The following is a 13623-nucleotide window of genomic DNA, read 5'->3' as shown; positions in this document are numbered from 1 at the left end:
CCTCTAAAGTTTTGAAGTGGGGGTCTTAGCATAGTTAGAGTGGGATAAAAAATCACATAACTTCATAAAATTAGGGTGCCAATTTTCGTAGGATAAATACGGAACAAGATGAAGTTTTTTAGATTTACGTTTCAAGTCCCCTATTAATGAGTGAACACGCTTGACGTCCATTTTTTCTACATAACCTTGCCGAAAGGATTGCAGTTGTACTTCAACAGATAAATCAGCAAACAACTCAAGGAAATATGCTTGCAATGATTTTGCATCAACAGAGGGGAGGGTGTATGATTCTATGATTAATTCAGAATGACCCTTCAAAGTTGGATGTTTTTTTCCGCCTAACAGATGAGTGATAAAAAATGTAGTTTCCACACTTTCATTAAGTAGCGGTAGTAAATTCGGCGGAGCATCCTCAATAGCAAATCGATCGTTTTCCTCTATTTCAAGCTGTTCATAGTACTTATTCCACATTTCAGGCATAGCTTCACCTGCACGTTGAATTCTCGAGATAACTTCTGCCACCGTAGTGATGGCACTATTATTAGGCAAATAGTTGTTTGTACTCGGTTCGCCTTGAGCGATAATTTTGATAGATGCATTCCCCTTTGTTCCCATTTTCACTAGATAAATATCGTTTTGATGAGCACTCTTCCAATTCAGTTTCATTTAATCGATCCTTATACTATTATTAAAATTTTTAGACTACTTACACTTTACTAATTATTTTACATTCCGAAATATCTTATGAGAAGTAATACGCTCTTATTAAGAAAAAAACAGTAGGCTATTATATTAACCTACTGTGTCTTCGTAATACGTTCGAGCCAGTTCATAAATAAATGAATCAGCCTATTCCTTGCTTCTATTTGGAGAAGATGTCCTGCTCTATCCAACACCGCATAGCTTACATGTTGAAATTTGCCTGCAAGCTTCATATGGTCTTCAAATCCTACAATACTGTCATTTTTACCAAGTACAAGTAGAGCAGGCTTATCTATTTCGCTCATATGAGCAAATGGTTCAAAGCTGAAAAAGTATCCTTTTGTCTTCCATTCCGAGGTTAAGAACTTACGGTTTGCTAGCAATCTACCAGGTTGAACCTCTTCTAAAAATAGCTGAATATTTTCCTTTGTTTGATAGACTAATAGTGTATGAATCGCTGTCACAATTTCTTGGTCCAGCTTGTTTAACACCTCTTCATTCGTTTCCATCATTTTTTTAGAAGAGGTTGACCTTGCTCCGGTATGAAGGGCAGGAGCCAATAAACAAATCCCTTCGACTTGATTGATTCGCTTATGCATAATTCCTTGAGCGAGGTAGCCTCCAAAAGACATTCCGACTAACGAAAAGGGTTGATCATGAACAAGCACGTCGATTAATTCCAACAGAATGTCTAGCATCTCATCGTTATTTTTTATATCCACCACTTGGTTGCTTCCCCCGTGGCCTGGGATATCTACATATATTCTTTTCCAATCTGACTTTTCTTGCTGAAATACTGGTTCGATCCACGCCTTCATAGATCGGTGATCCGTTCCCATTGCATGAAAAATAAATAGTGGCTTTCCTTCTCCATAGATTTCATAGTGGATGGTTTGGTTTTGAATGACTACGTCCATTAATACGTCCTCTTTCGTGAGAATTCTACTTTGAAATGATTATATATGACTTTTAGAAAAAGCTCACCTTTATAATCAAAATTTAAAATACTCCTGCAAAACTAAAACTATCCATTTACATTGAGGATGATTTCGAATGTTTTCGAGTAATCCTTTTACGATCGCACGGCTTAGTGTCGGCTCATTCAATTGTTCCTTCAGTAATCGTAACGACTCTTTTTCAATCGACTCTTCCAACTCTTCTAGTAAGGGTTCTACTAGTACAATAAGCTTTTCTTTTGAAACGCTTTCAGTCATCGGCTGTCTAAACACTTGAAAAAGCTCCTTTGAAAGAAACGGAATAGTCGAATGTTTAGCCAATAGATCAGTCTTCTCTGCTAATGATTGAGCAAGTAAGTGTAAGTCTAACGGCACGCTATTAAATAACAATAGTTCTGAGTAGGTTTTCATGAGACCTTTGATACAGTACATTAAATCGTACTGTACTAGCTTTACTTCCTCTCCATAAATTCGTTCAATCATAAATATGATTGATTGATTCATTAATTGATCGTAGTAGTGCATTTTGGAAAGGAGGTTTTTACTAAACGATCTCATTTGCTCCTTGATCAACATTCTGACAAAGTCAGCGTTTTTATGAAATGAATGATAAGTTGTGTAATAAAATTCATACAATAAATTGTCACATTTGGATGTATTTCTGACCACAGAGTCAATGTCAGATGTAATTTGAATCATAAATTGGTCAATCAAGGCGACAATTAGCTCGTCCTTTGACTTGAAAGATAAGTAAAAGGCCCCTTTTGACATACCACAATGCTCTGTTATTTGTTGGACTGAGGTCGACTCAATTCCTTGTTTGGCAAAAAGCTCAAGTGCTTTTTCCATAATCAACTGTTTTTTCATCATTGTATACTGACCGCTCCTATTGGTTTTTAATTGACAAATGACCGATTAGTCATTAGTATAAGGAATTGAGTTAACTTAGTCAATTAGGGGTAGGTGTTTGAAAAGTGAAGGGTTTAGTAAATTTTGTCGTCAAGAACAAGTTAGCTGTTTGGTTACTTACGATTATTATTACTGTATCTGGTATTTACTCTGGTACACGAATGAACATGGAAACAATTCCTGATATTTCCATCCCATACTTAATGGTCATGGATGTTTATCCAGGAGCAACTCCCGAGCAGGTAATGGAAGACGTATCCATTCCATTAGAACAAGCTGCAGAGGGACTAGAAGACATAAAATCCGTTAATTCTAATTCTTATTCTAACATGGCAAGTCTTCAGATTGAATACGAATACGGAATTGACATGGATGAGGCAAAACGTGCCCTAGAGTCTGCATTAGATGCAGTCACTTTACCAGAAGGAGCACAAGAGCCAATCATTACAGCTATAAGTATGAATATGATGCCAGTTGTGGCGCTAAGTGTAAGTAGTACGGTGGAAGATATTGTTGAACTTACTTCAACAGTTGAGGAGATTTTACTTCCTAAGCTACAGAAAATTGATGGGGTTGCCTCCAGTACAATCACAGGTCAACATATCGAAGAAGTCGACCTTACGTATAACAAAGAGAAAATGGCTGAATATGGTTTAACTGAAGATACAGTTAAACAAATGATTCAAGCAAGTAACTTAGCCGTTTCTTTAGGCCTTTATGAGTTTGAAGAAGGTGAACAGGCTGTTTCAATTGATGGAAAATTTATGACAGCTGACGAACTAAAGAATATGCTTATTCCAATTACACCATCAGAGCAAAATCCAACACCATTTGTGAAGCTAAGTGACATTGCAACAATCGAGGTAGTAGGTAAAGTCCAATCTGTTTCACGAACAAATGGTAAAGAAGCAATTGCCATTCAAATTGTAAAGGATCAACAAGCGAACACTGTAAGTGTTGTGAATGCTGTGAAGGATTTAATTGAAGAAGAAACGCAGAATATTGATGGCCTTGTTATTGATGTTTCCCTTGACCAAGGTGAACCAATTGAAAAGTCAGTCTCCACGATGGTAGAAAAAGCATTATTTGGAGGATTAATTGCGATCTTAATAATCTTACTATTTTTACGGGATGTTAAGTCGACGATCATATCAATTGTATCAATACCTGTTTCCATTTTCATGGCGTTACTTCTACTAAATTGGATGGACATCACGCTCAACATTATGACTCTTGGTGCCATAACCGTAGCAATTGGGCGTGTTATTGATGACTCCATTGTAGTAGTAGAAAATATATACCGAAGGCTTCATTTAAAGGAAGAGAAGCTAACCGGTCGTGCATTAATTCGAGAAGCAACAATCGAAATGTTTAAACCAATTCTTTCCTCAACTTTAGTAACGGTGGCAGTATTCACACCTCTTATCTTTGTTGGTGGTATGGTCGGAGAATTGTTTATGCCATTTGCACTGACCATGACATTTGCGCTAGGTGCCTCGTTAATTGTTGCAATTACAGTGGTTCCAGCACTATCCCACTTTCTATTTAAAAAGAAGCTTTATAGTGAAAAATCAGCAGGGAGTCATAAAGAGACTGGGAAATTATCAAACTGGTATAAAGGAATTCTTAACTGGTCACTAAATCACAAAATCATTACATCCATTTTAGCAATCGTATTATTAGTAGGAAGTTTAGCACTGATGCCACTCATTGGCTTTAGCTTTATGGGCAGTGAGGAAGATAAAGTGATGTACTTAACATACACACCTGAGGCTGGTGAGCTTAAGGAAGAAACGCTAGCCAATATCGCCGTAGTTGAGGAAGAGATGTTAAAGCGTGATGATATCGATATCGTCCAAATCTCTATTTCTGAAAGCGGTGATCCAAGTGCTGCCATGATGGGTGGTAGTGGAGAAGGTGGATTAATGTACCTCATCTTCGATCCAGAAATGGAAAACTTCTCAGAGGTTCGTGAAGAAATTCAAGAATATGTTTTTAATATCGGACAATCAGGAGAATGGAAGAGCCAAAATTTCTCTGCTTCCACCATGTCAACAAATGAACTGAGCTACACCCTTTATAGTGAAGATTTAGATAAACTAAATGAAGCTGTAAAAATAGTTGAAGATATCATGATTGAAAATGACGGTATCGAAGATGTTACTTCAAGTGCAGAGGATGCATTTGTTGAATATACATTTAAAGTTGCTCAAGATGAGTTACTTCAATATGGTTTGACAACTGGACAAATCGTCATGATGTTAAACCCTATGAAGGCTGAACAAGTTTTAACAACAGTTGAAAAAGACGGTAACACGTTAGAAGTCATTGTGCAGCAAGAAGAAACAAAAAAGCCAAAATCAATTGACGATTTATTAGATACCCAAATTCCAACAGCACTTGGTACGATGATGCCACTATCAGAGCTTGTAACCGTTGAAGAAGGAACAACGTTAAATGCGCTTGCTCGTAGTAAAGGTGAATACTACGCTTCTGTATCAGGAACCATTGTTGGAAAAGATATATCAAAAGCAACATCCGATATGGATAAAGCACTTGATAAGCTAGAATTACCGAAGGGTGTTACGCTAAACGTAGCTGGTGTAGCAGCTGATATGAATGAAACATTTACACAGCTTGGATTAGCGATGTTAGCCGCTGTTGGAATTGTGTACTTCATCCTTGTTGTCACGTTCGGCGAAGGTGTTGCACCATTCGCGATCCTATTCTCATTACCATTTGCCGTAATTGGTTCATTTGTAGGATTATTAATTGCAGGCGAAACCATCTCTGTACCTGTTATGATGGGGTTACTAATGTTAATCGGGATTGTCGTGACAAATGCCATCGTATTAGTAGATCGTATCATTCACATGGAGCGTGATGGCATGACGATGCGTGAGGCAATACTAGAAGCAGGTACTACTCGCTTGCGTCCAATTCTCATGACTGCTATAGCAACTATCGGTGCATTAGTCCCGCTAGCAATTGGAAATGGCGGTGGCGGTTTAATCTCGAAAGGGTTAGGTATTACAGTTATCGGTGGTTTAACAAGTTCAACACTACTGACTTTAATTATCGTACCAATTGTGTATGAAGTATTATCTAAAATGTTCAAGAAAAATCGTAAGAATGTATTGGAAAACTAGTCTTATCTCACTGAACAAAAATTAGTTAACGCGTTCCTAAACATAATAAAAAAACCAGTTCAAAAAATGAGCTGGTTTTTTTATACTTACATATTATATTTTAAACTTGTTAATGATTTCATCTAATTCAAATGCCATTCGATTTAGATTTTCAGTAGAGTGTACAATTTGTTCCATTGAAGCTTGTTGGTCTTCTGCATTACGCGAAATGGCTTCTGCTCCTTTTGTTGTTTTGGATGCGATTTCTGCCAGTTTTTCAATAATCAATGACACTTTGTCTGAGCTTTTAGACATTTGACTTGAAGCATCTGTTACTTCATGAATTTGTAAGGTCACTTGATTTGTTGCTTGTAAAATAGATAAGAATTTCTCTCCAGTTTCATGTACAATATTCATTCCAGTTTGTACTTCTTCTTTTCCCTTATCCATGGATAATACCGCGTTCGTAGTCTCAACTTGGATTTCATTAATAAGCGAAGAAATCTGTGTTGCTGATTTTTCAGTTTGTTCCGCAAGTTTTCGAACCTCATCCGCAACAATCGCAAAACCTTTCCCATGTTCTCCCGCTCTCGCCGCCTCAATCGCTGCATTCAGAGCTAATAAATTTGTCTGTGTTGAGATATCCGTAATAACTTGAATGATGTTTCCGATTTCTTTCGATCTTTCTCCTAGTTGGATAACGACTTCTGCACTTTCTAAAACCGCTTCATGAATTAACTCCATTTGTCTTGATACATTTTGAACAGACTGATTCCCTTCATTTGAAAGAGATTCCATGACATTTGACGATTCAAAAACATGTGTAGAACTAGATGCTACTGTTGAAATCCCAGTAGCTAATTCACTGACAGCGAATGCTACTTCTTCAGATGAACTCTTTTGATGTCCAATATTTTGAAGCATATGTTTTAATTCATCATTCACTTTTTCAAACTTATCCGTATTCTCCTCAACAGTTGCTGATAGTTCTTGTGAAGAGGATGCCACCTGTTGAGTTGTATCTTTAACCTTTTCAATCATTGCTTTAATTTGATCTTTCATCTCATTAAATTTTTGATTGATTTTCCCAAGTTCATCATGACCTGTCTCTAAGTTAAATTGGAAGTCCCCTTGACTTGCTTTATGAATACCACCAAGTAATACATTTAATGGTTTTAATGATCGCTTCAGCAATATATACTGAACGGTTAAGACCATTGCTAAGAGAATTAGTAGAGCGATAACTGAATACTTAATTAACGCAATCTGACCTTCTTGAATCATACTTGCATCAATATCAGCCCCAAGATAGGCAAATATATTTCCATTTGAATCTGTATATGGATAAAGAATCGTCATCCATGTACCTATTTCATCCGTATATGTATCAGAAAATATAATCTCTTTAGAATTCAGTAATAACGAAATACTTTCAACCATATTTGATGGCTGTTCATATAAATCCCCGTTATCCATTCCAACTTCAATAAAATATTCTTGAATATGTGATGGTGATGCAATGATCGTTGTTTTACTTCCATCAACAAGCTCTGTCCCAAATAAGTAAGCCTGTGCCATACTTGGATTCATCTCCGACGACTGATCAAACAGTTGTGTGAATTCTTTTTGTATAGGTGATTCAAGATTCTTATTATGAATGGCTTCCATTACATCTTCTGTGCTAATTGACTTATGTAATTGCTCTGTTACTTCTAACGCTTGCTTTTCTAGAGTAGCACGTAAAACATTTCCCTGAATAAAGAAACATGAAACGATTAATACAACTCCAACTATAATTGTGTTCACGGTAGAGATTAATAGATTCTTAGTAAAAAATGATAGTCTCATGATGTCACTCCTTCTTTTGTTATATCTCTTCGATGGATAAAAAATAGGAACTTTTTCCTAATTGCTATATCATTATATTGAATTTATAGTAAATTGTCACTATTAATGTTTAAGTTAAAAACTATATCATAGCAATGAAGCACCCCAGTATTCTTTTCTAAAATAATGAATCCGACTTCCAATAGATTAAACCTGCTGAGTGTCAGTTTCTTAAAACAAAAATGATCACCCTGTCTGTATTAGGGTGACCAAAATTTATTAAGATTAATATAACCGTAAGTCCTTACTCATCGGTCCACTAGCCGTTCTTTTATTATGCCAGATTGATCAATGATAGCTTGTCGGAATCGTGAATGCCTTATAGGTATTGCTTAATATTGATTGTCCTTCTAGTAAAACAGGAAAGCTGTATTCTGCCTTCATGATAAAATCTCATTCCCCTCATATATCCTTAGCATCATCAATCCTGTAGCTTAAAATGAAATAAGCATATTTGGATTTCGCTTCTAGTTCTTCTTCTGAAAGCTGTTTCTGCTGGTCATCGTTTACCATTTGTAGTTGATTCTCTTCCCCTCGGTCACGCATTGCATGGAGCATTCTATTATGTGACTGTTTCCACTCTCTACCTGTCATGTGGGAAAAGTTAATGGAGAGATCAACTTGTTTATCTGATTCTCCGCTATTTTCTTTTAGCTCTTTTGCCAAAAGCTTTAGACCAGGTTCAAGCACCTTCATGATTTCAGTCATCATCGAATCATCATGCTGAAAGAGGGCTGGATTTAATTCCACTCTTTTTACGCCAGGTTTTGACTTGTAATATTTCTCAATTAAGTTTCCTTGTTGACGAGTTTCTACTAGCTCCAGTAGGCCTGCTTCTTCTAGTTTATTTACATGATAGTATAATCTCGATGGCTTCTCACCTAGTTTTTCAGCTATTTCCGAAACGGTAACCGGATTGTCCTTTGCAATAATCATGATATTTCTTTTTCTCTCATCCATTAGCATTTTAGCTATTTCCATATCGGATAGTTTTTGATTGCTTGCCATGTTAAAGCCTCCAAGTTAGTCAATCGCAGCTTGGCTCCCAGTTTGCTGTAGCTTTCTCTTTTTAGGAATAATTTGATGAAGATCCTTATACCCCCTTAAAAATGGGATAAAGAGGACAACGAAAATTAGCAGAGCTCCAGCAAATGCCACTCCATTTAAGATCCCAATAAGCCCAGCTATCCAGCCTCCAAATAAAATCCCAATCATTTGAAAGGAGTTTGCTGTAGCCCCTAGTAATGAAGATCCTCTTCCTCTAAAGTAAGCCGGAGTCGTTCCTAAAAATAAGCTGCTAAGCGGAACATTGATTAACGTATTCAGTACACCTATCATTATACACCAAGCATAAACAGGTGCAATTCCATACGATAACCTCAGTCCATCTAGAGGAATAATAACTAGCATCCAGCACCCTATCGCGATGGTCCCAAGTAATAATAATACAGAAGGCCTTACATGCTTCATAAACAATGGTCCAATAAATAGAGCCCCAGCTATCGCACCAATTCCAAGCGAGGATTCTAATAAACCAAAGTGAGCACCTGATACTTCAAAAACATTTGTCAGTACAGCGACTAGATTCGTATTTAATACTCCTACTACTAGAGTAACTGGCATGAGCAATACGAGTAAGAATCTTAGCGCCGGAATCTTGACCACTTCTCTAATTCCAGTGACTAGTGACTGCCTATAGTTTTCCTTTGAAGTGGGATGGTGTTCGTCAACTTTTTTCGTAGATATCGTTAATCCAATGAGGAGGAATGCGGAGAGGAGAAACGTACTTGCATCGATTAAAAAAATGACAGTGTAGTTGCCAGCTACTAATAATAGGCCTCCAATAGATGGTCCAATAATATCCATGGCTGAGCGAGTTCCTTGTGATAATGAGATAGCTTGTTGAATATTTTCTTCTCCTACAATGTCTGGAATAGATGCTGAGCGTGCTGGGTCAAAAATAGCAGAACCTAGCCCTTGAAGAACAATTAATAAGATGAGAATAGGAGCGGAATCGTGGAAGATTAGCATAACTAGAACAATCAACATTCTGTAAACATCTGATCCTACCATTAGCCATTTCCGATTATAACGGTCAGCTAAAGGTCCTAGGAAAACTCCGAATACTGCTGTCGGGAGTAGTTGAGCAAAAATGACTAATCCAATCATAAAGGGATCCTTTGAAAGGATGGCAACTAAATACATAATAGCAAGTCTAGTTATTCCATCACCTAATTGAGAGATGACCTGAGCACTCCAAAAACGAAAATACTGTTTATTTTTCAATAAAGAGAACATAAACAACCCCCTAAAATTATTTAATCGTTAAAATTTTTTTTATCGATTAAATTTATTTTAACAGTCGATTCTTATACTGTAAACCGTATTTTAAAAACATCAATCATAAACCTAGGTAGTACACCAGCAATAAATAGAAATCAAAGGATTAGAGGATACACTCCCATAAGCACAAAACGCTCAGAGCACCCGTTTAGCCGACAAGCAAATGTTCCTAAATGAGAAAAATCTGCTTGTCCCCTTTTTCTCATTTTTAGGAACATTTGAACTCGAGTGGCGAGGCGCTGGAGCTGGATTTAAAAGTAATCTTGTATATACAAACTTATGCTTTCTTAACCTGCGAAAAAAAGCTATCCTTTCACGGATAGCTTTTCGTCATCTTTATAAATCATCAAAACCATTGTCAACAGTATTAACTTTTGTATACTGACGGGATTTTTGTTCAAAGAAATCAGATTTCCCAAGGTCTACTTCTTCATATGCTTTGATCCATTTCAAGGGATTGGTTCGAAAACCTTCGAAAGGACGATCATATCCTAGTTGGCTACACCTAACATTAGCATAAAATTTGATATAAGCCTCTAGTTCATTCATGTTAATTCCATCAATTTTGTTACCAATGATATGGCGTCCCCATTCAATTTCTAAAGTAGCTGCCTGGGCAAATGTTTGCTTGACATACTCCCCTAACTCTTTCGTATCGAACGCTGGGTATTGTAACAAAATCTCCTGAAATATTTTTACGAATAAATCAACATGAAGCTGCTCATCTCGGTTAATGTAATTAATCATGGTACTAGATGCAACCATTTTCTGATTTCGTGCCAAATTGTAAAAGAATGCAAACCCTGAGTAGAAAAACAATCCTTCTAGTACGACATCATACACAATGGATTTTAATAAATTCTCTACATTTGGTGTTTCAGCGAAATCCTTATAGCCATTGGTCACAAAGTCATTTCTCTTTCTCAGAATGGGATCTTTTCTCCAAAATTCAAACACTTCATCCTGTGTTTTTTTCTGAACAAGGCTTGATAACACATAAGAATACGAATGATTATGAATAACTTCCTGCTGAGCAAGCATGATCATAAGTGCATTGATGCTTGAATCAGTTAGATAATCAGCCACTTTACCGGCATAATCGGTTTGGACACTATCTAGTAGAGCTAATAACCCGATGATTTTCAAAAAGGCTTCCCTTTCCGTTTCGGTAAGTTCCGGAAATTGTTTTATGTCCTGTGACATGTTGATTTCAAACGGTGTCCAAAAGTTAGCTAGCATTTTTTTATACTTCGTATATGCCCACGGGTAAGCGATGTCATCCCAATTTAACACATTTGAGCTAGACCCATTAATAATAGCAGTAGACCGATTAGGTGCTTCTACGTCCATGATTTTTCGTTTTTCTAATATTGCCATTTGTATTCCCCCTTAACTTGCACACGAATCACATTCTTCAATATCACTTGAAGTAGACCGAACGTAATAGGTGGTTTTCATCCCACTTCTCCATGCAGATAAATGAAGAGCTAATAACTCCTTTGCTTGTATGGTGTTGACGACATAAAGATTAAAGGAGATTGCTTGATCAATATGGCGCTGCCTCGCCGCATTTTGCATAATACTCCACTCTTGATCAATATGGTAGGCAGATTTATAAAGCCAAAAAGTATCTGGGTTCAAATCTGGAGCGGTCACAGGAATCTTATAATCTTTCTTTTCTTCTGAATAAAGCTTTTGGAAGATTGGATCAATACTAGCTGTGCTTCCTGCAATTATTGAAGTAGATGCATTCGGTGCAATCGCCATTAAATACCCATTTCGAATACCGAATTTTTGAACGTCCTCTTTTAGGGACTGCCAATTTTCATCTTCATATCCTCTACTTTCAAAATACTGACCCGTGTGCCATGCAGAATCTTTGAATGCAGGATATGCTCCCTTTTCCTTTGCAAGATCATTGCTTGCCTGAATCGTTAAGTATGCTATTTTTTCATAAAGTTCATTTGCATAATGGACAGCTTCTTCACTTTCCCATTTGATACCCTTTAATGCGAGCAAGTGATGCCACCCAAACGTTCCTAACCCAATCGATCTGTATTTTTGATTGGTTATTTGTGCTTGTAAGACAGGAATCGTATTTAAGTCGATGACATTATCTAGCATTCTCACTTGGATTGGAATGAGCCGATCTAATGCATTTTTACTAACAGCTTTTGCAAGATTAATAGAAGATAAATTACAAACGACAAAATCTCCAGGTGTTTTGACAGTAATGATCTTTCCATCCTCGGTAAATTGTTCATCCACTGTTGTGGCACTTTGGTTTTGGGTAATTTCTGTACATAGGTTACTGCAATACACCATTCCAATATGAGCATTGGCATTTTTCCGATTCACTTCATCTCGATAAAACATATACGGTGTTCCGGTTTCTAATTGAGAGATCATAATCCGCTTCATAATGTCGATAGCTAGAACCTTTTCAGAAGAAAGGTCTGGGTGATTTACACATTCCTCGTATTTTTGCCGGAAGCTTCCACTACCCGTTTTTTCATCATAGAAATCTTCAAGGCTGTAGCCCATCACGTTTCTTACTTCATGAGGATCAAATAAGTGCCATTCCTCTCTTGCTTCAACCTTTTCCATAAATAGGTCTGGAATGCACACCCCCGTAAACAGGTCATGTGTCCGTAATCGCTCATCCCCATTGTTTAATTTTGAATCGAGGAAAGAAAATATGTCCTTGTGCCAAACATCCAAATAAACAGCAATGGCACCCTTTCGTTGCCCTAGCTGATCAACACTAACAGCTGTATTATTAATTTGCTTCATCCATGGGATCACTCCAGATGATACCCCTTTGTATCCTTTTATATCACTACCACGGCTTCTAATTTTTCCGATGTACACCCCAATGCCCCCACCTGATTTCGATAAATTCGCAATATCGGTATTACTGTCATAAATGCCTTGGAGGCTATCATCCACTGTATCTATAAAGCAGCTAGATAGCTGTCCAACCGTTTTACCCGCATTTGATAGAGTTGGCGTTGCTACTGTCATCATTAATTGACTAAGTGCCCAGTAAGCTTCTTTTACTAAGTGGAGTCTTTCACCCTTTGCTTCTTTTTTCATTAAACTCATCGCAATAATCATGAATCTTTCCTGCGGGAGCTCGAATATATTCTTGTTATAGTCCTTTGCTATATAGCGGTCTGATAATGTTCGTAGTCCTATATATGTAAATAAATGATCATTCTCTTGCTGGATTACAGCGCCTAGATATTCAATTTCCTCTTTTGAGTAGTCTGTAAGTAAGGACTTTTGATAGATGCCCATTTCTACAAGTGTTTCTACTAATGGTAAAAAAGGTCCATAATTTTGTTTGGAATCATAACCTCTATTCGTAGCTGCCTCATTGTATAGTTTATGCAAGTAGACACGTGCACAAAAGTAAGTCCAGTCTGGCTCCTGTTCGTTTATATTCGCAAGTCCCTCAAGGACTAATAAATTCGTGATCTGTTTTTTTGTGAATATTTCACGATTTAGAATGGTATTGGTTATTTTTTGGGTGTAGCTTTCCAGATCAAGCTGTGGAAAACTTCCCCCTATTTTTTGAATAAAGCTCGTTATTCTTTCTTTTGAAAAAGGTTCATATTGTCCTTGTTCATCATGAATCATTGTTGCCGTTTGAAGCATCTGTTCTTCCTCCTTTTCATCCTTAAATACAATTTCTC

At 37.0% G+C, this 13623-nt stretch carries 9 protein-coding genes and 1 pseudogene; 1 reads left to right on the top strand and 9 read right to left on the bottom strand.

The window, feature by feature from the left end; all coding sequences use genetic code 11:
- Positions 1–3 precede the first annotated feature (3 nt).
- The 3 genes from ACFSCX_RS20725 to ACFSCX_RS20715 all read right to left on the bottom strand — a co-directional run bounded on the left by ACFSCX_RS20725 (position 4) and on the right by ACFSCX_RS20715 (position 2528).
- Positions 4–666 carry a zinc-binding metallopeptidase family protein gene (locus ACFSCX_RS20725; protein WP_377930164.1) on the bottom strand — a complete coding sequence of 221 codons (663 nt, stop codon included), beginning with the start codon at positions 664–666 and terminating at the stop codon, positions 4–6.
- Positions 667–797: 131 nt separating this feature from the next.
- Positions 798–1619 (bottom strand): alpha/beta fold hydrolase, encoded by an 822-nt coding sequence (locus ACFSCX_RS20720; protein WP_377930163.1) that lies wholly within the window; start codon positions 1617–1619, stop codon positions 798–800.
- Between the two features lie 75 nt (positions 1620–1694).
- Positions 1695–2528, bottom strand: coding sequence for a TetR/AcrR family transcriptional regulator (locus ACFSCX_RS20715; RefSeq protein WP_377930162.1), 834 nt, complete (start codon positions 2526–2528; stop codon positions 1695–1697).
- 104 nt (positions 2529–2632) lie between these two features.
- On the opposite strand from ACFSCX_RS20715, the gene ACFSCX_RS20710 reads away from it, so the two are divergent.
- The gene (locus ACFSCX_RS20710; RefSeq protein ID WP_377930161.1) at positions 2633–5716 is read left to right on the top strand and encodes an efflux RND transporter permease subunit; all 3084 of its coding nucleotides are present in this window, start codon (positions 2633–2635) and stop codon (positions 5714–5716) included.
- Positions 5717–5809: 93 nt separating this feature from the next.
- Here ACFSCX_RS20710 and ACFSCX_RS20705 read toward each other — a convergent pair whose 3' ends face one another.
- From ACFSCX_RS20705 to ACFSCX_RS20680, 6 genes and pseudogenes are all read right to left on the bottom strand, one after another.
- Positions 5810–6619 (bottom strand): methyl-accepting chemotaxis protein, encoded by an 810-nt coding sequence (locus tag ACFSCX_RS20705; protein ID WP_377930386.1) that lies wholly within the window; start codon positions 6617–6619, stop codon positions 5810–5812.
- A 132-nt stretch (positions 6620–6751) separates the two neighbouring features.
- Positions 6752–6913 (bottom strand): annotated as a pseudogene (locus tag ACFSCX_RS20700) (HAMP domain-containing protein); the annotation flags it as partial.
- Positions 6914–7984: 1071 nt separating this feature from the next.
- Positions 7985–8590, bottom strand: a complete 606-nt coding sequence (locus ACFSCX_RS20695; protein WP_377930160.1) for a helix-turn-helix domain-containing protein — start codon at positions 8588–8590, stop codon at positions 7985–7987.
- A 15-nt stretch (positions 8591–8605) separates the two neighbouring features.
- Complete coding sequence (locus ACFSCX_RS20690) at positions 8606–9880, bottom strand: MFS transporter (protein ID WP_377930159.1); 1275 nt, start codon at positions 9878–9880, stop codon at positions 8606–8608.
- Between the two features lie 381 nt (positions 9881–10261).
- Entirely contained in the window at positions 10262–11302 is a 1041-nt protein-coding gene (locus tag ACFSCX_RS20685) for a ribonucleotide-diphosphate reductase subunit beta (RefSeq protein WP_377930158.1), read from the bottom strand.
- Positions 11303–11314: 12 nt separating this feature from the next.
- A complete protein-coding gene (locus ACFSCX_RS20680; RefSeq protein ID WP_377930157.1) occupies positions 11315–13585 on the bottom strand; it encodes a ribonucleoside-diphosphate reductase subunit alpha in 2271 nt (756 codons plus the stop codon).
- Positions 13586–13623: the final 38 nt, after the last annotated feature.

It is taken from the genome of Bacillus salitolerans (assembly GCF_042680805.1).
GTDB lineage: Bacteria > Bacillota > Bacilli > Bacillales > SA4 > Bacillus_CJ > Bacillus_CJ salitolerans.
This window is presented reverse-complemented; position numbering and strand designations above follow the sequence as displayed.